Origin of the sequence: Collinsella sp. AM17-1 (assembly GCF_003470665.1) — a bacterium.
Classification (GTDB): Bacteria; Actinomycetota; Coriobacteriia; order Coriobacteriales; family Coriobacteriaceae; genus Collinsella.
Genome location: NZ_QRJZ01000002.1, coordinates 178,911 through 197,326, shown reverse-complemented (window position 1 = coordinate 197,326; position 18,416 = coordinate 178,911). Strand labels below are relative to the sequence as shown.

Sequence of the window (18,416 nt, the reverse complement as noted above, 5' to 3'; positions counted from 1 at the left end):
ACGGGCCCCGCTGTCGCGGGCGCGCCCGAGGCCCCGCTCGACCGAACCGCCCTGGCGCGAGCCGCCGCGAACCTCGTGGCCAACGCCGCCGAGCACGCGCGCTCGCGCGTGGCGGTCTCCTGCGACGTCGCGGGCGGACACCTCGTCATCGAGGTGGCCGACGACGGACCGGGCTTCTCTCCCGCCGCCCTCGAACGCGGCTGCGAGCGCCTCTTCACAGACGACTCGTCCCGCTCCTCGCGCGACGGAGGCCGCCACTACGGGCTCGGCCTCCATGTCGCCTCCGAGGCCGCGAGCGCCCACGGGGGCTCCGTCTCGCTCGCCAACAGCCCCTCGGGCGGCGCGGTGGTCACCATCGCGGTCCCCCTGTGCGGGATCTGACGACTTCCTCGATGTCTACCTCGACTGCGATATGTCGCTCGCCGAGGCCGCGACGAGATGGTGTTGCGTCTGCCCCGCTTGGTGCTTCTAGCTCAAATTTGATCTGATGTAAGGCTCGTGCAATCCTGCATGGGCCGTTCTTTTGGCAATTGCTCGACCGATTCGTGGCTTGAAACACAAATTATCGAGTTAAGGAGACATGGGGTCACACAGCGGCTCTCAGAGCGCCCGCCGCACTCCCCCGCCATTACCCTGCGGCGTCCTCGTATAGAGCCCATCCTGCTTGGCGTTTCGTTGCAACAGCCCACTTGTCCACCGATCAAGTGAACTACTGGAATAAATACAGCGACACGCTTGTCCGTTATAGTCGCTATATCTGTGTTAATCGCCGCGATAAATACAGCCTGTACTCGGCTGCATACCAGCTACGCGTATGTAGATTCATATCGCGTTAATAAATCGGCTCAAGCGTGTGCAAAACGCGCAAGCAGCCGCAAAAGGCGATTATCGCGCAGGTAGATTTTTGGCACCCTGTTGATTAATCAAAATTAAGCAATTGCTTAAAACAAAAAAGGTCAGGCACTAGGTGCCTGACCTGCAAACTTCTGGTCGGGACGACTGGATTCGAACCAGCGACCCCTTGACCCCCAGTCAAGTGCGCTACCAAGCTGCGCCACGTCCCGAAGCTTTTGTTTGTTGCTCTGCTCTCGCTCGCAACAGGGAGTATATTAACCCGAAACTTTAGACTTGTGCAAGAACTTTTTTACAAATTTTGAAGCAAGTCCAAAATTGTATCTGCGAGCTGGGGTTTTGTTAGAACGGGAAGTTCTTGCGTACCCGTTGTGCTCACAATCCAGGCCTTGTTGGTATCGGTTCCAAAGCCCGAATCGGCGCGTGAGACATCGTTGGCGATAATGGCATCGCAACCCTTGCGGTCGAGCTTTCGCTGTGCGTACTCCAGGACGTTATCGGTCTCGGCCGCAAAGCCGATCACGCACCGCTCCCCCTTCTGGCGCGAGAGCTCGGCCAAGATATCGAAGGTTTCGACCAGTTCGATGCGATTCAAGCGTTCGTTGGACTTTTTGAGCTTGTGGTCGGCAGGAGCGGCGGGTGTGTAGTCGGCGACGGCGGCCGCACAAATTGCCGCATCGGCCGTCTGGAAGGCGCTCAGGGCCGCCTGGAGCATCTCTGCGGCGGTCTGCACGCGTACGCACTCCACACCGCGGGGAACATCGAGCGATGTCGGTCCCAGCACGAGCGTAACGGTGGCACCGCGGCGCGCGGCCTCTCCCGCCAGAGCGATACCCATCTTGCCCGAAGAGCGGTTGCCAATGAAGCGCACGGGGTCGATCGGCTCGTGCGTGGGGCCGGCGGTAATCACGATGTGCTTGCCTGCCAGGTCCTGCGGCACGGGGTTGAGCACCTCGCAGACGGCGCGGACGATGTCCTCGGGCTCGCTCATGCGTCCCGTATCCACGTCGCCGCAGGCAAGGTAGCCACTGCCCGGACCCACCACATGCACGCCGCGGTCGCGCAGCGTGGCCATGTTGGCCTGCGTCGCCGGCGCTTTCCACATGCCGCTGTTCATGGCCGGCGCGATCACGACGGGTCGCGGCGTTGCCAGCAGCGTGGTGGAGATGAGGTCGTCGGCGATGCCGTTGGCCATCTTGGCGATGATATTGGCCGTCGCGGGCGCCACTACTACCAGATCGGGCTCCTGCGCCAGCGAAATATGGTGGATGGGGTCAGACGGGTTGTCGAATAGTCCAACCGCGACCGGCTCGCCCGTGAGCGCACGGAAGGTGAGCGGGCCCACAAACTCCGTGGCATGCTCGCTCATAACGACCTTGACGCGTGCGCCGCGCTTTTGCAGCAGGCGCACGATATTGCACGACTTATAGGCGGCGATCCCGCCGGTAATGCCCAGCAGGATCGTTTTTCCCTCAAGTTGCATTGAATTGTTGGGTGCCGCCGTCATCGCTGGGCTTCCTTGCTCGGGAGTACCAAGAGGCGGTGGCAGTACGGGCAGTGCGTAATCTCGCTGCCGTCGTGGTTGAGGTCGCTCATGGACGATGCCTGCAGCGCGGTGTGGCAGACCGTGGGGATGTTGCCCTGGATGGTCTCGACGGCCAGGCCGCGGAACTGCTTGAGTAGACGCTCGTAGTCGGTGAGCACGTCGGCCGGCAGCGTAGCGGCAAGCGCGGTGCGCTCCTTAGTGGCGGCGTCAATCTGAGCCTGCAGGTCGGCAGCCTTGGCGCGGGCGGCCTTGGTATCGGCCTTCACGCCCTCCTCGAACTTGGCGATGATCGCCTGCGCGCGAGCCTCGCGGTCGAGCGCCTCCTTATGGGCGACAACGACGTCCTTGCGGGTGTGCTCGATCTTGTCCAGACGCTTGGCCAGGGTGGCGAGCTCATTCTCCAGGTCCTGAACCTCGCGGTAGTCGGAGCCGTCGACGTGACGCTTCTTGGCGGCCTCGATGGCGTTGTTGGTCTGAATCTCGGTGGTGTTGAGATCGTCGAGCTCAATGTCCAGGTCCTTGCGCTGGGCGTAGAGCTTGGTCATCTCGGACTTGAGCTTCACATAGGTCTTGCGCTTGGAAGCGAGCTCCTTGAGCTCCGGCATATTGGCAAGTTCGCTCTTGTTGCGGGCGAGCTCCAAATCGATCTGTTGCAGCTTGAGTAGCGTAGCGCCGGCGCTCATAAGTTCTCTCCTTTTGTCACAGTCCACCATTGGCAAGGGTTCAGTATTTTAATCGCATGACAGGGGTTGACCCCGGCGTCAACTGCAGAGTTCATCAATATATCAACGAACGGTTCCTCAGAGCGGTCGTGTCCGAGCAAGATCACCGGCAGCCCGCGTAAGGCAAGGTCTTGCGCTACGTGGTAGCCCGCCTCGCCCGTCACGACAACGTCCGCGCCCGCGGCGATGGCGAGCTCTCCAAAGTCACCCAGGGAGCCGCCCAAAATGGCGACGGTGCGGCACGGGCAATCGGCTTCGCCCCACACACGCGGGTCGCTGACGAAGGCCGTGGCAGCACGGGTGGCAAGATCGCGCAGCGTGCACGGGTCGTTGAGCGTTGCAAGCGCGCCCAGGCCGGTGGTCTCGGGGTCGTCCACGTGCTCCAGTGAGCTCACGGGTGCGGCACCCAGCAGCTCGCTCAGGCAGATGCGGGCTTCGTGCGAGCGGTCCAGGTTGGTGTGGAGCGAGATAATGCTCACGCCGCAACGCGCTGCCTCGTAGAGCGCCGCGCTGCATGGGGGGCGCGTCGCGCTGGGCGGGCAAAACGCCTCGGGCGCCTTGATGTAGACGGGATGATGCGTGAGCAACACGTTGGCTCCGGCCTCGAGAGCACGGTGCACGTTGGCCTCGGTAGCGTCAAGTGCGCAGGCAACACCGGTGATCTCGGCAGCGGGATCTCCCACGGAGAGCCCTACATGATCCCAGCCCTCGGCATCTGTCTTGGGATATCGCACTAGCAGGGCGTGTTCAAGCTCGGCGACGATCATGCGGCACTCACAATCGACAGCAGCGCTTGAGCAAAATCGTCCAGATCGGCCGGGTCCACACGGTCATCGAAGGAGATACGCAGTGCACCCAGGGCCTGCTCTCGGCCAATACCCATGGCGCTGAGAACATGGCTCGGGTCCATGCTGCCGCTCGAGCAGGCGGAACCGGCCGATACCTCAAAGCCATCGGCGTCGAGCTTGACGATGAGCTCCTCGGAGTCCATACCGTCGACGTAGATGGAAACCATGCCCGGCAGACGATCGGCCTGCGCGTAGTCGCCCATCGTGGCGTGAATGCGTGGATGGGCCGTAAGCGTGGCGTAGAGCCTGTCGGACAGGGCCTGCAGCGTCGTGCGTTCCTGGGCCACATGGGGCGCCAGCGTGCGGGCGGCAGCGGCAAAAGCCAGCTGCGTTCGCAGGTCCTGCGTGCCCGCGCGACGTCCGGCTTCCTGTCCTCCGCCAAAGATGCGCGGGCGCAGCGGCGTGCGGTTCTTAAGGTAGAGCGCGCCGGATGCCACGGGGCCACCGATCTTGTGCGCAGCAACGGTCATGGCGTCAACTCCCAGCTCGGTAACATCGAGCGGAATATGCAGATAACCCTGGATGGCATCGGTGTGGAACAGGGCGCCGGCAGCATGTGCAGCGGCGGCCAGCTCGCGGATGGGCTGCACCACGCCGGTCTCGTTGTTGGCAACCATGATGCTCACGAGCGCCACGTCGTCGCCGAGCAAGTCGCTCAGCGCGGCAGGCTCAATATAACCTGCACGGCAGGGCTGCACCAGCTCGACGGTAAATCCGGCGGCACGCAGCAGCGGAAGGTTGTCCAGGATCGAATCGTGCTCGATCGCCGACACGATTACGCGGTCGCGCTTGCGATCGCGCTGACGGGCGCCCTCGGCAAGACCGAGCAGCGCCAGCTGGTTTGCCTCGGTGCCGCCGTTGGTCAGGATTATCTCGGATGGGCGGACGCGCGCGCCAAAGCTGCGGGCAATCTCGCGACGGGCGACTTCCAGGCGTGCGGCGGCTTTGCGGCCAAGCGAGTGCAGCGAGTTGGGGTTGACGCCGGCAAGCTCGCTGTCGTCATATTCGCGCTGCGCAAGGAGCGCCTCGGCGCGCATGGGCGTCGAGGCGGCATAGTCAAGATTCACGGGTATGCGGTTTTGACCTGCGGTCATAAGGATTTATGCCTCCTGTGCGGCCTCGTTGCCCAGCTTCTGCAGCAGCGCAACCTCGGCAGCGGGATCTTCGGACTTAAATACGGCGGAACCGGCCACGAGCACGTTGGCGCCGGCCTTGACGACCTCGGCGATATTCTTGGAAGAGATACCGCCATCGACCTCGATCAAGGGCGACACGCCGTGGCGCTCACACATAGCCGTAAGCTCGTGAAGCTTTGCAATGGTGCCCGGGATAAAGCTCTGGCCGCCAAAGCCGGGGTTCACGCTCATGAGCAGCACCATGTCGACAACGTCGATGATGCTCTCGAGCACGCAGACGGGCGTGGCGGGGTTGAGCACCACACCGGCCTTGACGCCGCGCTGCTGCAGATGCGTGAGCGTGCGGTGCAGGTGCGTGGAGGCCTCGTAGTGCACAGTGATCATATCGGCACCGGCATCGGCATACCAATCGACCGTCTCGTCGGGGTTCGACACCATCAGGTGCGCATCGACCGGTACATTTGTGGAGCGCTTGACGGCCTTGAGGATGTCAACGCCAAAGGTGAGGTTGCCGGTAAAATGACCGTCCATAACGTCAAAGTGCACGTAGTCGGCGCCGGCGATCTTGTCGAGTTCGCCCTTGAGGTTGGCCATATCGGCCGAGAGGACGGACGGAGCGATTTTAATGGAACCCATGGTAGTAGCCTTTCTGCGCTAGTCGGTGAGTCCGTAGAACTCTTGGGAGGGTACGCGGTCGGTGAGAATCTCGAGCGCCCTATCCAAAGTAACACCGTTGTAGAGCGTTTGCTCCACGGCAAAGGTGAGCGGAATGTCTACGCCCAGTGAACGGGCGAGCTCGCTCACGCTGCGGGCGGCGACGGCACCCTCAACCACCATATGCGTGCGCGTCTGGTACTCGTCGAGCGAAACGCCGTGGGCAAATTCGTAGCCAAAGGTGCGGTTGCGCGAATGCTCCGAGGTGCAGGTGGCAATGAGGTCGCCCATGCCGGCAAGTCCCATGCAGGTCATAGCTTGACCGCCGCGGGCGTGCACTAGACGGCTGATCTCGGCCAGGCCGCGCGTCATGATAAGGGCGAGCGTGTTGTCGCCTGCACCCGAGCCGGCGGAGATGCCGCACACGATGGCGATGACGTTTTTCATGGCGCCGCAGACCTCGACGCCCGTCATGTCTTGCGACAGATAGATACGGAAGGCAGTGGACAGGAGCAGGTCCTTAAAGGTCTCCCCCACCTGCTGGTCCTCGCTGGCAATGACGGCGGCAGAAAGTCCGCCACGGCAGATTTCCTCAGCATGGTTTGGGCCCGAGAGGGCAGCCACACGACGCTCGTTGCCGATCTCGCTGGCGATGACCTCGCTCATGAGTAGGCCGGACTCGGGCTCAATGCCCTTGGTGAGGCAGAGCACCGGGGTATCGGCGGCGATAAAGGGAGCGGCCTGGTGGCACACGCTGCGAAGGTGCGTCGAAGGAACGGCAAAGATGATGGCCTCGGCACCGTCGAGCGCTTGCGCCAGGTCCGTCGTGGCGACGACGTTGCCGGGCAGCTTGTAGCCCACAAGGTAGCGGGGGTTGCGGTGCTCGCCGTTAATGCCGGCGGCCGTCTGCTCACTATGGGCCCACATGGTCACGCGCTCGGCTCGAGCGGCGGCAAGGCCGGCGACGGCGGTTCCCCAGGAGCCGGAGCCAATCAGCGCAACATTCATGACTCTCTCCTACTTATCGTCGGGCTCGGTGACGCGCTTGGTAAACGAGAGCTTGGACTCCTTACCCGTCATGAGCTTTTTGATGTTCGCGCGATGGGCCCACACTACGGTGATGCCGATTATCGCCATGCAAAACTTGAGGCCCAGGCTGCTGTACGGAAAGACCGCGCAGACGGCGATGGGAAGACCGATGGCAGCGGCGAGCGAACCTACCGACACATACTTGGTGATGGCGACGGCCACGATAAACATGCCCAGCAGCGACAGGCCAATGGGCCAGTACCAGGCAAGAATCACGCCCAGACCAACGGCGATACCCTTGCCGCCGTGGAAGTTAAGGTAGGGCGAGAAGATGTGTCCCCACACGGCTGCCAGGCAGATGACGCCGAGCATCCAGTCGCCGGGGGCTCCGGGCGCCATGATATTCGGCGGAAAGCCATAGCCCAGATCGGCGATGAGCGGGCGGGCGATAAGGACGCAGATGGCGCCCTTAAGGCAGTCGAGCAGCAGCGTGAGCGCGGCCACCTTGGGGCCGGCTACACGCAGCGCGTTAGTGGTGCCGATGTTGCCGGAGCCCGCCTTGCGAATGTCCGTGTGGTTGAACACGCGGCCCAGGATCAGGCCAAACGGAATCGCCCCGATAAAGAACGAGACCACGGCGCAGATGGCGGTCAGCAGAATCGGATTATGCATCCTTTTGCTCCTTCTTCCTAAAGAAGAGTCGAATGGGCGTGCCGGCAAAGTCGAAGGTCGAGCGCATGCGGTTCTCCACGTAGCGCTGGTAGGTGTCGTTGACCAGGTCGCTGTGGTTGACGAAGAACGTGAACGTCGGCGGGTTGACGCCCGTCTGGGTCACGTAGTGCATGCGCAGGCGGCGCTTGCCGTCCACCACGGTATGACCGAACTCGCGCAGGTCGGTGAGGAAGGTGTTGAGGCGCGAGGTGCTAATCTTCTGCGAGCGCGTCTTTTCGGCGGCGTCTACCATTGCCCAGATCTTCTCGACGCTGCGGCCGGTCAGGGCCGAAATGCGCAGGTACTGGGCCCAGGGAGCCATAACGCCCAGACGGCGGTCAACGGTTTCCATGCAGGCCTCGCGCTTGCGGTCGTCGTCGAGCAGGTCCCACTTGTTGAGCAGCACCACGATGGCGCAGCCGCGCTCGATGGCCAAGCCCATGACCTTCTGGTCCTGCTCGGTAACGCCCACGGAGGCGTCGACGACGAGCAGCGCCACGTCGGCACGGTCGATGGCGCGCAGGCCGCGGACCATGGAGTAGTACTCGATGTTCTCGTACACGGTGCTTTTCTTGCGAATGCCCGCGGTGTCGACCATGCGGTAGTGCTTGCCGTTGCGCTCCACGACGGTGTCGATGGCGTCGCGCGTCGTGCCGGCAATGTTGGACACGATAGAGCGGTCGGCGCCCAGGATGCGGTTGAACAGCGACGATTTCCCGGCATTGGGGCGGCCGATGATGGCCACGTTCAGCGCATCGGGGAACTCGTCGGCGATCTCGTCCTCTTCCTCCGGAAGCAGGGCCACGATGTCATCGAGCAGGTCGCCCGTGCCGTGGCCATGCAGGGCCGAGAGCGGCGTGGGCTCGCCGATGCCGAGCGAATAGAACTCCCAGATGCTGTCGTTTTCGCGATCGGGGTTGTCGAGCTTGTTCACCAGCAGAAAGACCGGCTTGTCGCAGCGCTTGAGCATGCGGGCGACCGACTCGTCCTCCTCGGTGACGCCGGTGCGGCCATCGACCACAAACAGGATGACGGCGGCTTCCTCGGCGGCGGCGAGCGCCTGATCGCGGATGGACGTGGCAAAGACGTCGTCGCTCTTGAGCGGTTCGATGCCGCCCGTGTCGACGATGGTGAACTCACGGCCGTTCCAATCGGCTGTGTGGTACGAGCGGTCGCGCGTGACGCCGCGGGACTCGTGGACGATGGCGTCCGAGGTCTGGGCCAGGCGGTTGACGAGCGTGGACTTGCCCACGTTGGGGCGTCCGACGACGGCGACGATAGGTTTCATCTGCTCTCCTTTAATGGGTAGGGTCAGCGGAATTTGTAGAGTCGGCAGGCACAATGCCAAGGATGTGCTCCAGGGTATCGAGCAGCTCATGCGGCATGGTCGACACCACATGAACCTCGGCGCCGCGACTGGTAAGGCTTGCGAGTAAATCGTCACGATGATACTCGTCAAGCGTCATGCCGTCAGCGTTGAACATGAGCTTAGGCACAAAGAGCATAACCCCCAGCAGGTCTTGCGGCAGCTGCTCCAGGATGTCGCTCGCGACGATGAGGCCAGTCACGTCCACGTTACCGCCAAAGTAGCAGTTCTTGATGGCCGTGACAGTGCCGCCGAGACCATGCGGCGACTCCACAAAGCGCGCCACGGTGTCGCGTGCGCTGGCACCGGAAAGGCACAGGAAGCGCTGGTCACGGGCGGCGATTCCCTCGCGAACGCGGGTCAGGCGCTCGGCATCGGCGGCGAGCACGTTGTCGGTCTCGTCCAGATAGGAGCGGATCATGCCGATGCCGTCATAGTACTGCGGGTAGCCGTCGTAAAAGTCTGCCTCAGGCGGCTCGATGCCGGCGTCCAGATAGAACTCGTCGCTCATCTGGAAGGTGTGGCGGCCAAAGCGCTCAAAGGCACGGTCCTGGAAGGGCCGGATCATGGCAATGGTTTCGCGTGCGAGCTCGGGCTTGTCACTGTAGGACCAGCTAAAACGGTTCTGATGCTTGGTAAAGCCCAGCGGCACAATGCCCAGGCTGGTGATCTGCTCGTGCTCCTCGCAGTAACGCAGGGTCTTCTCCAGCTCCTCGCCGTCGTTCATACCGGGGCACAGCACGATCTGCGCATGGATCTCAATGCCGGCGGCCATGATGGCCTCGAGCACGTCCATGCCTCGCTGGGCGTTGCGGCCCATCATACGGCGGCGGACATCGGGGCTCACGGCGTGGACCGACACGTTCATCGGACTCATGTTGCGGTCGATGACGTTTTGCACGTCCTCGTCGGAAAGGTTCGTGAGCGTGACAAAGTTGCCCTGCAAAAAGCTTAGGCGGTAGTCATCATCGCGAATGTAGAGCGTGGAGCGGCCACCCTTGGGCAGCATCGTCATAAAGCAGAACACGCAGGCGTTGACGCAGGTACGCATGCCGTCAAAGATGGGGCCATCGAACTCAAGGCCCCAATCCTCGCCGGGAAAGCGATCCAGCTCCACGGGGGTGACGGTGCCGTCGCGCGGGTCGAAAACCTCCAACTCGACGGTGTCGTCGTCGGCTTCCCAAAGCCATACGATCATGTCGGTGAGCTGCTCGCCGTTGACCGTGAGCACGCGCATGCCCGGCTCGATACCCACATCCCATGCGGGCGACTCGGGACGCACGTTCTTTACGAGCGCGCCCTCACCCGGCTCGGGGTCGCGGCTGCGCCCGTAATCGGCCACCTCGGCGGCGTATGCGGGTACGGTCTGGTCCATGATTAGCGGCAAAGCTCCTTGATGCGCTCGACGGCGCGTTCGATGTGTTCTTGCGGGGTTGAGGCTCCGGCGGTGATACCGATGTGGCGCGCGTTGGCAAACCATGCGGCCTCAAGCTCGGAAGCTTCCTCGATGTGATGCGTGTGCTCGCAGGCGTCGGCACAAATCTGCGCCAGGCGGCGCGTGTTGCCCGAATTCTTGCCGCCCACGACGACCATGCAATCACAGCGGTTGGCGAGGGTTGCGGCTGCCTGCTGCCGTTCGCTCGTGGCGGCGCAGATGGTGTTGATCACGCGCAGTTCCTGCACGCGCGGGGTGATGGAGGCCACAACCTCGGCCAGGTTCTGCGCGGTTTGGGTGGTCTGCACAACCAGGCCCACCTTGCCCTTGAGCGGCAGCGCGTCCGCATCGGCGGCGCAGCTCACGACTTGAGCGTCATCCCCGGCGTGGCCCAGAATGCCCTCGACCTCGGGGTGGCCCGGTTCGCCCACGACGATCACGCGGTAGCCCTCGCGCACCAGGCGCTCGGCCGCCACATGGACCTTCTTGACGTAGGGGCAGGTGGCGTCGACCACGGTAAGGCCGCGCTCGCGAGCGGCGTCAATGACCTGTGGCACCACACCGTGCGCGCGGATGATCACGGTGCCCGATGCGGCGTCGTCTAAGGTGTCTGCCAGACCAACGCCTGCCTCGGCGAGCTCGCGTACCACGATGGGGTTATGGATGAGCGGACCCAGGGTGTGGACCTGAGCGTTCTCCCCTGCCTGCGGCGCGGCGGCCAGCGCCATATCGAGCGCACGCTGCACGCCGTAGCAGGTGCCAGCGTGGGCGGCGATTTCGATGGTGGGGACGAACCCCTCAGCGGCGGCCGCGGCGGTATTCATAACGTTCTCACTCATGGCTAGAACCTGCCCGGGTGCTCGGCGCATAGGTCGTCGCGCATGGCGTAGACGCGACTCATGGCCTCGGACTCAAACCATGCCAGGCGCTCCTTGCGCTTGAGCTCGGCCGGAGCATCGGATAGCGAGATGGACTTGCCGGCGCGGATCCAGCACTTCTTGGGGCGCATGATCTTTTTGCCTTTGGGCGTGATGTCGGACCAGCCACAAATGGCGAGCGGGTTGACGGGTGCCTTACCCATCTGGGCGATGAGCGCAAAGCCGCCATGGACCTCGGGCTTGATCTCGCGCGAGCGGATGCGCGTGCCCTCGGGGAAGATCAGGACGTCCTCACCGCGCTGCAGTGCATGCTGGGCGGCACGCAGACACTTCATGTCGGCGGTGCCACGCTCGACGGGAATGCCGCCCACGCGGCTAAAGGCCCAGCGCACAATCTTGCTCTTGGCAAACTCGGACTTAAAGATGGGGCGGATGCGGCGGCCGCCAAAGAACAGCGCCGTCTCCACGGCCAAGAGTTCGGCCATCGAGGTATGGTTGCAGATGACTACGCTGCCGCGGCCTTCCTGGCGCTCAAACAGCAGGTCGGCGTCCTCGACCTTCCAGCGCCACATGATCTTGGAGAAGACCCACAGGATGCCCATGACTACGGCGACAGTGCCGCGGATGAGCGCCGGGAACTCGGCGTAGGGGGCGTTGTAGTAATCCTCGGGCGTCTGCTTAAACAGGCGCATGGGCTACCTCCTTTGGTTGATGAGGTCCTCGATGATCGAGACGACCTCATCGATGGCGTGGGCGGTGGAGTCGACGTGCACGGCGTCCTCGGCGGGCACGAGTGGCGCGACCTCGCGGCTGCTGTCGAGCTTATCGCGTTGCTTGAGGGCGTCGAGGGTCTCGTCGACCTCGGCCTCGAGCTGCTCGGCAGTAAGCGGCTGAGCGTCGTTTTGGTGGCGCTGCAGCACGCGGCGACGGGCACGCTCGCGCGGGTCGGCGGTCAGGAATACCTTGACCTGCGCGTTGGGGAACACGACGGTGCCGATGTCGCGACCCTCGGCCACGATATCGCGGTCTTCGGCGGCGCGGCGCTGATGGATGAGCATGGCGGCGCGCACGCCCGGGTAGGCCGAGACCTTGGAGACGTTGGCGTCCACCTGCGGGGTGCGGATGGCGGCCGAAGCGTCCTGGCCGTCAATGGTCAGGCGCGTGTCCTCGCCGGTGCCGTTGGTAAAGCGGATCTCGATCTGCTCGGCGAGGGCATCGATGGCAGCCTCGTCGTCCAGGTCGATGCCGCGGTCGAGCGCGGCGAAGGTGACGGCGCGATACATGGCGCCCGTGTCGAGCTTGTTAAAGCCCAGCTGGCGGGCGATCTCCTTGGCGATGGTGGACTTGCCGGAACCGGCGGGGCCGTCGATGGCGACGATCATGCAATGCTTCCTTTCGGTGGTTGACGTGCTGGTATGGGACGCGGACGATGCTTGCTGGCGGACTGGCTAGCCCGTGTAGCGTTCGCGGTAGGTGTTGCGCTTGGGCGCGGAGCCGTGGCTGCCGTGGTGACGCGTGCGACTCGCGGTATTGGTCGCCGGCGCGGCGCCGCGCTTGGAGCTGGCCTGCTTGGGCGGGATGCCGCCGTCCTTGAGGATCTGCACCTCGCGGTCGGTGAGCTCGCGCCACGAGCCCTTGGCCACGTCTTTGAGCTCCAGGCCGGCAAAGTTACAGCGGTGTAGGCGGATCACCGGGTGGTGAATCTTACTCAACATGCGCTTGACCTGGTTCTTGCGGCCCTCGCGGATGATGACCTCCACGGCGGTGGTGCCGGGCTTGATGCCTTGCGGAGCCACGGCCTCGGCCTCGCGCGCGTTGATGACACGGCAGATTGCCGGCTGGCACAGGCCGTCGTCGAGCTCAACGCCGCGACGCAGCGGGGCGAGATCACGGTCGGACAAGTCTCCGTCCACGAGTGCCTGGTAGGTCTTGTAGACGTGCTTACTGGGGTGCAGCAGGTCCTGCGACAGGTCGCCGTCGGTGGTGAAGAGCAGAAGGCCCGTGGTGTCGCGGTCAAGACGACCAACCGGAAAGAGCCCCGGAAAGCGGTCGCGAGGGACCAGGTCGGCCACGCAAGGGCGCTCCTGCGGATCGCTCATGGTGGTGAGGTAGCCGGTCGGCTTGTAGAGCATCAGGTACACGGCGCCCTGGTTGAGCTTAACGGGCATGCCGTCGACCTCGATATGATCGCGGTCGACATCGACCTTGGTGCCTAGCTCGGTCGCGACCTCGCCGTTTACTGTCACACGACCAGCGGTCATCAGGTCCTCCGAACCGCGGCGGCTCGCCACGCCCGCGCGCGCCAAAAAGCGCTGCAGGCGCATGGTGTGCGGGTAGACAGGCTGGGCGTCCTCTGCCGGCGCCACGGTGCCCGCAGCGTCGGCGCGCGTCTCCCCTGCTTCGTTAGTCCTCGTCATGCGTATCCTCCGCAGTGTCGTCGGTGGCCAGTGATTCCTCGCCGCCAACTGCCTCGACATCATCAATATCGGTATCGAGCAGCTCACGCTCTTCGTCCAGATCCTCAGCCTGCTCTTCGAGCGTGGACTGAATGCTGCGGCCGCTCAGGCGCTCGCGGATAAATTGACGCGACTGCTCGTCGGGGGCAAACTGCTCCAAATCGGGCAGGTCGCGGGTGGAGCGCAGACCGAATTTCTCCAAAAAGGCGTTGGTCGTGCCGTAAATGATGGCCTGACCGCGCTGGGGGTCACGGCCGAGCTCGCGCACCAGGCCCTTGTCAACGAGCGACGCGATGACACCGTCGGAGTTGACGCCGCGGATGCCCTTGACCACCTCGCGCGTAACGGGCTGGTGATAGGCGATCACGGCCAGGGTCTCGAGTGCCGCCTGCGACAGTTTTTGCGTGTCCCAGCTCAGTACGTAGGCCTCGACCACGTCGTGATAGGCGGGATGCGTAAACAGGCGCCAGCCTCCGGCGACCTCGCGCAGCTGAAAGCCGCGATTGGCCTCCTCGTACTCAACTTTGAGCTCGGCGAGCAGCGATGCGCACTCGCCGGGGGCGATATCCAGCGCACCGGCCAGCGCGGGCGCGCTCACCGGATCGCTCGACACCAGCAGGAGCGCCTCCAAGGCGCCTTTGAGGCTGTTTACCTCCAGCGTGGAAAGGGTTGACATGGTTGCCGCTCCTATTCGGTAAGCTCGGGGCCCTCGCCGGGCACGTAGGCCTCGGCGCCCTCGACGCGGTTGATGCGGATGGTTCCAAAGATCTCATCCTGGCTCAGCGTAAGCGAGCCGCGCTTGGCGAGCTCCAGCATGGCCAGGAAGGTGACGACGAGCTGCTCGGTCGTGGCGTCGCCGTCCACCAGCTCACGAAAGGTGCAGGTTTGGTGCGCCATGGTAAAGCGGTCGACCGAGGCCACGGTCAGGTCGAGCGGTACACGATGCGGTGCCACGTGCTCGGCCTCCAGCAAGAAGGTCTGGCGCTTGCCGTCCAGGTCGGCGCAGATGACGGCCAGGCCGCGCAGTGTGATGCCGGCCAGGTAGTCGGGCATGAGGCCCAAGAACTCGGGGTCGGGGCCGGCCACGCGCGGATGCATGCGGCTCTCGGCCTGCATGCGGGCGCCAAGCGCCGCCGCCGCGCCCTTAAACTGCTTGTAGGCAATCAGGCGCTGAATCAGGACCTCGCGCAGGGCGTCGCCGTCGAGGGCGCTGAGCTCCTCGAGGTCTTCGTCGTCCTCGTCATCGTCGACGGATTTGTTGGGGACCTCCTGCGGCACCAGCGAGGCGGCCTTGATGTCCAAAAGGGTTGCCGCAACCAGCAAAAAGTCGCTCGCCACGTCCAGGTCCAGCGCCTCGATGCGCTCAGCCTCGGCCAGGTATTGCTCAGCCACCTCACTGATCGAGATGGCACCGATATCTACTTTTTGGCGGGTTACCAGCTGCAGCAGCAGGTCGAACGGTCCGCTGTAGACCTGCGTCGACACGCGATACGACATCTTCGACCTCCTTTGACGGCGCCTTCGCGGCGCGGTTTGAGTGCATGTTGCGACCGTTTTGCGCGGTCGACCTGTAAGTTTACCTTAGATGCCGGCGATTGCGAAGTTAAGCAGCCACTCGGCCAGCGGATACACGGTAACGTCGAAATACCGGCCGATCACATCGATGCCGGTCCACATGGGCAGCAGGTACAGCACGATGATGAGGATGGGCATGGCGTATCGCTGCAGCTGGTAGTAGTTGGAGAGCGCCTTACCTTTGAGGAACGGCACGATGATCGACGAGCCGTCGAGCGGCGGGATTGGGATGAGGTTAAAGAACGCGAGCGATAGGTTGACCACGATAAACGCGGCTCCAAAGTTCATGATTTGCGACGCCACGCCAAAAGACATGCTGGCGTAGAGGTTGCCGTATGCAGCGTGCATGAGGGCTGCGGCCAGGCATGCGAGCGCGATATTCGATGCGGGGCCGGCTGCGCTCACCAGGACCTCATCACGCTTGGGGTGTTTGAGGTTGTTGAGGTACAAGGGCACGGGTTTGGCGAAGGCGAACACCGGGCCGCCGGCGGCAAGCATGAGCAGCGGCAGGATGATGGTGCCAAACGGGTCGATATGGTTGAGCGGGTTGAGCGAGACGCGGCCGCGCGAACGGGCCGTCTTGTCGCCGAGCGCCCAGGCTGCTGCGGCGTGCGCGCTCTCGTGGATGACGATGCCAACGATGACGGCGACGGCGCTGGAGAGCAGGTTCATGAGGTAGCTGCTGGACATGTCGATCCCCTAGCGGACGCGGCGCGAGGCGCGCGTAAGCAGGTAGTCGGCCACAAACAGGATGACGGCCACGATGGCGTAATCCAAGCGGAACACACCGCCAAAGGGCGACGTGATGACGCCGTAACCGGCGATGGCGCTCGGCAGTGCGCGCGAAAGCTCAACGACAAAGCCCACAATCTGCAGCTTGGCGGTGAGGCCGCTAAAGCACAGCAGCACGGTCATCGCGCTCATAAAGATGCCGCAGATGCGACAAGCGATGGCGATGATGCTCATCGCCACGGCAGTGGCCTTACGAGAGTTCACGCGCGGTCTCCTCTTCGATCTGGGTGGAAAGCTCGAGCCATTCGTCCTCGAGCTTGGGTAGCTCTTGCTTAAGGCCGTTATATTCCCCCAGCGCGGCGTTGAACTTATCCTGATCGGCATAAAGCTCTTCGCTGGCCATCAATTCCATAAGCTCGTCATAGCGGGCGCGCTTTTTGTCGAGCTCCGCCTCGATCTTCTTGAGCTGGTTGCGCACGCCCTTGAGCTTTTTGTTGAGCGCGGCGCGGGCCTGGGCCTGGGCGCGCTTCTGCTCCTTGGTCTTTTTGCCCTCGGCAGGTTTGGCGACTGCGGCGGGCGCATCGGGCTGGGCCGCGGTGACCTTGGCGGACTTGGCCGTGGACGACGCACTCTCCCCTGCCGCCTCGGCGGCGGCCCGGGCCGCGAGGTCCTCGCGCTTGTAGAGGTAGTAGTCGTAGTCGCCGTCGTAGACCGTGACCTTGCCATCGCGGATGTCGATGACGCGGTTGGCCACGGCGCGTACCAGGTGCTCGTCGTGGCTGATCAGCACGATGGTTCCGGGGAAGTTTTGCAGGGCGTTTTCGAGCATGTCCACCGAGTCGATGTCCAAGTGGTTGGTGGGCTCGTCCAGGCACAGGAGCGCCTCGGGGGCCACGAGCATCTTTGCCAGGGCCAGACGCGCCTTTTCGCCGCCGGAAAGGACGCGAACCTGCTTTTCGATGGAATCGTTGTCGCTAAACAGGAAGGCGCCCAGCAGGCTGCGCTGCTGCGGCACGGTCCACTTGGGCGTGACGGTGTCGATCTCTTGCAGGACGGTGTTTGACTCGGTCATGCCCTCGAGTGCGTGCTGGGCGTAGTAGGCGACGCCGACGTTGGTGCCCAGGTCGCGCGTGCCGGTAGTGGGCGGTTCCAGGCCGGCGAGGATCTTCATGAGGGTGGACTTACCGGCGCCGTTGGGTCCAACAAGTGCCACGTGCTCGCCGCGGTAGAGCTTGAAGTCGATGTCGCTGTAAATGTGCTTGTCGCCGTAGGATTTGGAAACACCCTCCAGGCCCACGACCATGTCACCGGAGCGCGGCGGGTCGGGGAACTTAAAGTCGATGTGCTTGTGGCCCTCGGGCAGGATGACGAGCTCCTTTTTGATCTGCTCGATCTTGCGGATGCGCTCCTGCGCTTGGGCGGCCTTGGTGGGCTTGTAGCGGAACTTGTCAACGAAGACCTGCATGTGAGCGATGTCTCGCTCTTGGGCGGCGCGCTTGGCGCGCATCTGCTCCAGGTTGTCCTCGCGCTGCTTGAGGTAGCTGCTGTAGTTGCCGGTGTAGGTAGTCACGCGACGGTTTTCGAGTGCGGCGACGTGGTCGACGCAGGCGTCCATGAAAGCGCGGTCGTGACTTACGATGAGCACGGCGCCGTCGTAGTTGGCGATAAAGCCGCGCAGCCACTGGACGCTCTCGAGGTCCAGGTGGTTGGTGGGCTCGTCCAGAAGCAGCAGGTCGGGATGGCGCAAGAAAAGCTTGGCCAGCGCGATACGCATTTGCCAGCCGCCGGAGAACTCGGAGCACGGGCGTTCAAAGTCGGTGACCTTGAAGCCCAGGCCGGACAGGATTTTGCGGGCGTTGCTCTCGAGCTCGTAGCCGCCCAGATGCTCAAAGCGGTCCTGGACCTGGCCGTATTCGTTAAGGAGTGCGTCGACGTCCTTGCCCTGCTCGGAGAGCTCGGTGATTTGGGCCTGCAGCTCGTTGGCGCGCATGCCCATACGGCGGATTTCCTTGGCCGCCGCCATGACCTCGGCAAGGATGGCGGTGTCCTTTTGCTCCAGATTAGTTTCCTGCTCTAGGTAGCCCACCTGGCAGTCCTTGGCGTACTGGACCTGGCCGGCGTCGGGGCTGTCGATGCCCATGATGATTTTGAGCATGGTGGTTTTGCCGGCGCCGTTGGGTCCCACGAGCGCGAAGCGCTCGCCGGGGTTGATCTGGAAGGACGCGCCGCTAAAGAGGACGCGTGCGCCGAAGCTTTTTTCGATCTTGTCGACCAGGAGGATCATGGTGCCGCCTTTGACCTTGTGTGCCTATATGAAAAAAGGCCCCAACTTGCGTTGGAGCCTCATTCAATGCTCGGGTGGAGACGAGGGGGATCGAACCCCTGACCTCTTGACTGCCAGTCAAGCGCTCTCCCAGCTGAGCTACGCCCCCGTGCGTAGAAGTACTATACGGGAACTCGGACGGCGATGCAAGGA

At 63.4% G+C, this 18,416-nt stretch carries 19 protein-coding genes and 2 tRNA genes; 1 reads left to right on the top strand and 20 read right to left on the bottom strand.

Annotation, left to right across the window (positions count from 1 at the left end; translation table 11 throughout):
* On the top strand, positions 1–381 hold a 381-nt coding region (locus DW195_RS02205), incomplete at its 5' end, for a HAMP domain-containing sensor histidine kinase (protein ID WP_147356475.1).
* 606 nt (positions 382–987) lie between these two features.
* Here DW195_RS02205 and DW195_RS02200 read toward each other — a convergent pair.
* The 20 genes from DW195_RS02200 to DW195_RS02105 all read right to left on the bottom strand — a co-directional run bounded on the left by DW195_RS02200 (position 988) and on the right by DW195_RS02105 (position 18,372).
* Positions 988–1,064: transfer RNA gene (locus DW195_RS02200), tRNA-Pro, on the bottom strand.
* An 80-nt stretch (positions 1,065–1,144) separates the two neighbouring features.
* The gene (coaBC, locus tag DW195_RS02195; protein WP_233540788.1) at positions 1,145–2,359 is read right to left on the bottom strand and encodes a bifunctional phosphopantothenoylcysteine decarboxylase/phosphopantothenate--cysteine ligase CoaBC; all 1,215 of its coding nucleotides are present in this window, start codon (positions 2,357–2,359) and stop codon (positions 1,145–1,147) included.
* Positions 2,356–3,081: a zinc ribbon domain-containing protein gene (locus DW195_RS02190; RefSeq protein WP_118205693.1), complete on the bottom strand. Its 726-nt coding sequence runs from the start codon at positions 3,079–3,081 to the stop codon at positions 2,356–2,358. Before DW195_RS02190 ends, coaBC begins: the two co-directional genes overlap by 4 nt.
* A complete protein-coding gene (locus DW195_RS02185) occupies positions 3,078–3,887 on the bottom strand; it encodes a Nif3-like dinuclear metal center hexameric protein (protein WP_118205692.1) in 810 nt (269 codons plus the stop codon). Before DW195_RS02185 ends, DW195_RS02190 begins: the two co-directional genes overlap by 4 nt.
* On the bottom strand, positions 3,884–5,062 hold the full coding sequence (locus DW195_RS02180) for a cysteine desulfurase family protein (RefSeq protein ID WP_118205691.1): 1,179 nt from the start codon (positions 5,060–5,062) through the stop codon (positions 3,884–3,886). The genes DW195_RS02185 and DW195_RS02180 overlap by 4 nt, the downstream gene beginning before the upstream one ends.
* Positions 5,063–5,068: 6 nt before the next feature.
* Positions 5,069–5,740, bottom strand: a complete 672-nt coding sequence (gene rpe / locus DW195_RS02175) for a ribulose-phosphate 3-epimerase (protein ID WP_118205690.1) — start codon at positions 5,738–5,740, stop codon at positions 5,069–5,071.
* An 18-nt stretch (positions 5,741–5,758) separates the two neighbouring features.
* Positions 5,759–6,766, bottom strand: coding sequence for an NAD(P)H-dependent glycerol-3-phosphate dehydrogenase (locus tag DW195_RS02170; protein ID WP_118205689.1), 1,008 nt, complete (start codon positions 6,764–6,766; stop codon positions 5,759–5,761).
* Between the two features lie 9 nt (positions 6,767–6,775).
* On the bottom strand, positions 6,776–7,459 hold the full coding sequence (gene plsY, locus DW195_RS02165; RefSeq protein ID WP_118205688.1) for a glycerol-3-phosphate 1-O-acyltransferase PlsY: 684 nt from the start codon (positions 7,457–7,459) through the stop codon (positions 6,776–6,778).
* Positions 7,452–8,786, bottom strand: a complete 1,335-nt coding sequence (gene der, locus DW195_RS02160; protein WP_118205687.1) for a ribosome biogenesis GTPase Der — start codon at positions 8,784–8,786, stop codon at positions 7,452–7,454. Before der ends, plsY begins: the two co-directional genes overlap by 8 nt.
* A gap of 10 nt (positions 8,787–8,796) precedes the next feature.
* Positions 8,797–10,239 (bottom strand): DUF512 domain-containing protein, encoded by a 1,443-nt coding sequence (locus DW195_RS02155; RefSeq protein ID WP_118205686.1) that lies wholly within the window; start codon positions 10,237–10,239, stop codon positions 8,797–8,799.
* Between the two features lie 2 nt (positions 10,240–10,241).
* Positions 10,242–11,138, bottom strand: a complete 897-nt coding sequence (locus DW195_RS02150; protein WP_118205685.1) for a 4-hydroxy-3-methylbut-2-enyl diphosphate reductase — start codon at positions 11,136–11,138, stop codon at positions 10,242–10,244.
* 2 nt (positions 11,139–11,140) lie between these two features.
* Complete coding sequence (locus DW195_RS02145) at positions 11,141–11,869, bottom strand: lysophospholipid acyltransferase family protein (protein WP_118205684.1); 729 nt, start codon at positions 11,867–11,869, stop codon at positions 11,141–11,143.
* Between the two features lie 3 nt (positions 11,870–11,872).
* Positions 11,873–12,559, bottom strand: a complete 687-nt coding sequence (gene cmk, locus DW195_RS02140) for a (d)CMP kinase (RefSeq protein WP_118205683.1) — start codon at positions 12,557–12,559, stop codon at positions 11,873–11,875.
* Positions 12,560–12,625: 66 nt separating this feature from the next.
* The gene (locus tag DW195_RS02135) at positions 12,626–13,594 is read right to left on the bottom strand and encodes a pseudouridine synthase (RefSeq protein WP_118205682.1); all 969 of its coding nucleotides are present in this window, start codon (positions 13,592–13,594) and stop codon (positions 12,626–12,628) included.
* Positions 13,581–14,309, bottom strand: a complete 729-nt coding sequence (gene scpB, locus DW195_RS02130; protein WP_118205681.1) for an SMC-Scp complex subunit ScpB — start codon at positions 14,307–14,309, stop codon at positions 13,581–13,583. The genes DW195_RS02135 and scpB overlap by 14 nt, the downstream gene beginning before the upstream one ends.
* 11 nt (positions 14,310–14,320) lie before the next feature.
* Entirely contained in the window at positions 14,321–15,130 is an 810-nt protein-coding gene (locus tag DW195_RS02125) for a ScpA family protein (RefSeq protein ID WP_118205680.1), read from the bottom strand.
* Between the two features lie 84 nt (positions 15,131–15,214).
* Positions 15,215–15,898, bottom strand: a complete 684-nt coding sequence (locus DW195_RS02120) for a site-2 protease family protein (RefSeq protein WP_118205679.1) — start codon at positions 15,896–15,898, stop codon at positions 15,215–15,217.
* 9 nt (positions 15,899–15,907) lie between these two features.
* Positions 15,908–16,204 carry a hypothetical protein gene (locus tag DW195_RS02115; protein WP_055250169.1) on the bottom strand — a complete coding sequence of 99 codons (297 nt, stop codon included), beginning with the start codon at positions 16,202–16,204 and terminating at the stop codon, positions 15,908–15,910.
* Positions 16,191–18,224 carry an ABC-F family ATP-binding cassette domain-containing protein gene (locus DW195_RS02110; protein WP_118205678.1) on the bottom strand — a complete coding sequence of 678 codons (2,034 nt, stop codon included), beginning with the start codon at positions 18,222–18,224 and terminating at the stop codon, positions 16,191–16,193. The genes DW195_RS02115 and DW195_RS02110 overlap by 14 nt, the downstream gene beginning before the upstream one ends.
* 75 nt (positions 18,225–18,299) lie before the next feature.
* Positions 18,300–18,372, bottom strand: a tRNA-Ala gene (locus DW195_RS02105).
* Between the last annotated feature and the right edge of the window lie 44 nt (positions 18,373–18,416).

Bases quoted from the DNA above. Each gene is read 5' to 3' on its own strand.
- coaBC (WP_233540788.1), bottom strand. From the start codon at position 2,359: ATGACGGCGGCACCCAACAATTCAATGCAACTTGAGGGAAAAACGATC.
- DW195_RS02190 (WP_118205693.1), bottom strand. From the start codon at position 3,081: ATGAGCGCCGGCGCTACGCTACTCAAGCTGCAACAGATCGATTTGGAG.
- DW195_RS02185 (WP_118205692.1), bottom strand. From the start codon at position 3,887: ATGATCGTCGCCGAGCTTGAACACGCCCTGCTAGTGCGATATCCCAAG.
- DW195_RS02180 (WP_118205691.1), bottom strand. From the start codon at position 5,062: ATGACCGCAGGTCAAAACCGCATACCCGTGAATCTTGACTATGCCGCC.
- rpe (WP_118205690.1), bottom strand. From the start codon at position 5,740: ATGGGTTCCATTAAAATCGCTCCGTCCGTCCTCTCGGCCGATATGGCC.
- DW195_RS02170 (WP_118205689.1), bottom strand. From the start codon at position 6,766: ATGAATGTTGCGCTGATTGGCTCCGGCTCCTGGGGAACCGCCGTCGCC.
- plsY (WP_118205688.1), bottom strand. From the start codon at position 7,459: ATGCATAATCCGATTCTGCTGACCGCCATCTGCGCCGTGGTCTCGTTC.
- der (WP_118205687.1), bottom strand. From the start codon at position 8,786: ATGAAACCTATCGTCGCCGTCGTCGGACGCCCCAACGTGGGCAAGTCC.
- DW195_RS02155 (WP_118205686.1), bottom strand. From the start codon at position 10,239: ATGGACCAGACCGTACCCGCATACGCCGCCGAGGTGGCCGATTACGGG.
- DW195_RS02150 (WP_118205685.1), bottom strand. From the start codon at position 11,138: ATGAGTGAGAACGTTATGAATACCGCCGCGGCCGCCGCTGAGGGGTTC.
- DW195_RS02145 (WP_118205684.1), bottom strand. From the start codon at position 11,869: ATGCGCCTGTTTAAGCAGACGCCCGAGGATTACTACAACGCCCCCTAC.
- cmk (WP_118205683.1), bottom strand. From the start codon at position 12,559: ATGATCGTCGCCATCGACGGCCCCGCCGGTTCCGGCAAGTCCACCATC.
- DW195_RS02135 (WP_118205682.1), bottom strand. From the start codon at position 13,594: ATGACGAGGACTAACGAAGCAGGGGAGACGCGCGCCGACGCTGCGGGC.
- scpB (WP_118205681.1), bottom strand. From the start codon at position 14,309: ATGTCAACCCTTTCCACGCTGGAGGTAAACAGCCTCAAAGGCGCCTTG.
- DW195_RS02125 (WP_118205680.1), bottom strand. From the start codon at position 15,130: ATGTCGTATCGCGTGTCGACGCAGGTCTACAGCGGACCGTTCGACCTG.
- DW195_RS02120 (WP_118205679.1), bottom strand. From the start codon at position 15,898: ATGTCCAGCAGCTACCTCATGAACCTGCTCTCCAGCGCCGTCGCCGTC.
- DW195_RS02110 (WP_118205678.1), bottom strand. From the start codon at position 18,224: ATGATCCTCCTGGTCGACAAGATCGAAAAAAGCTTCGGCGCACGCGTC.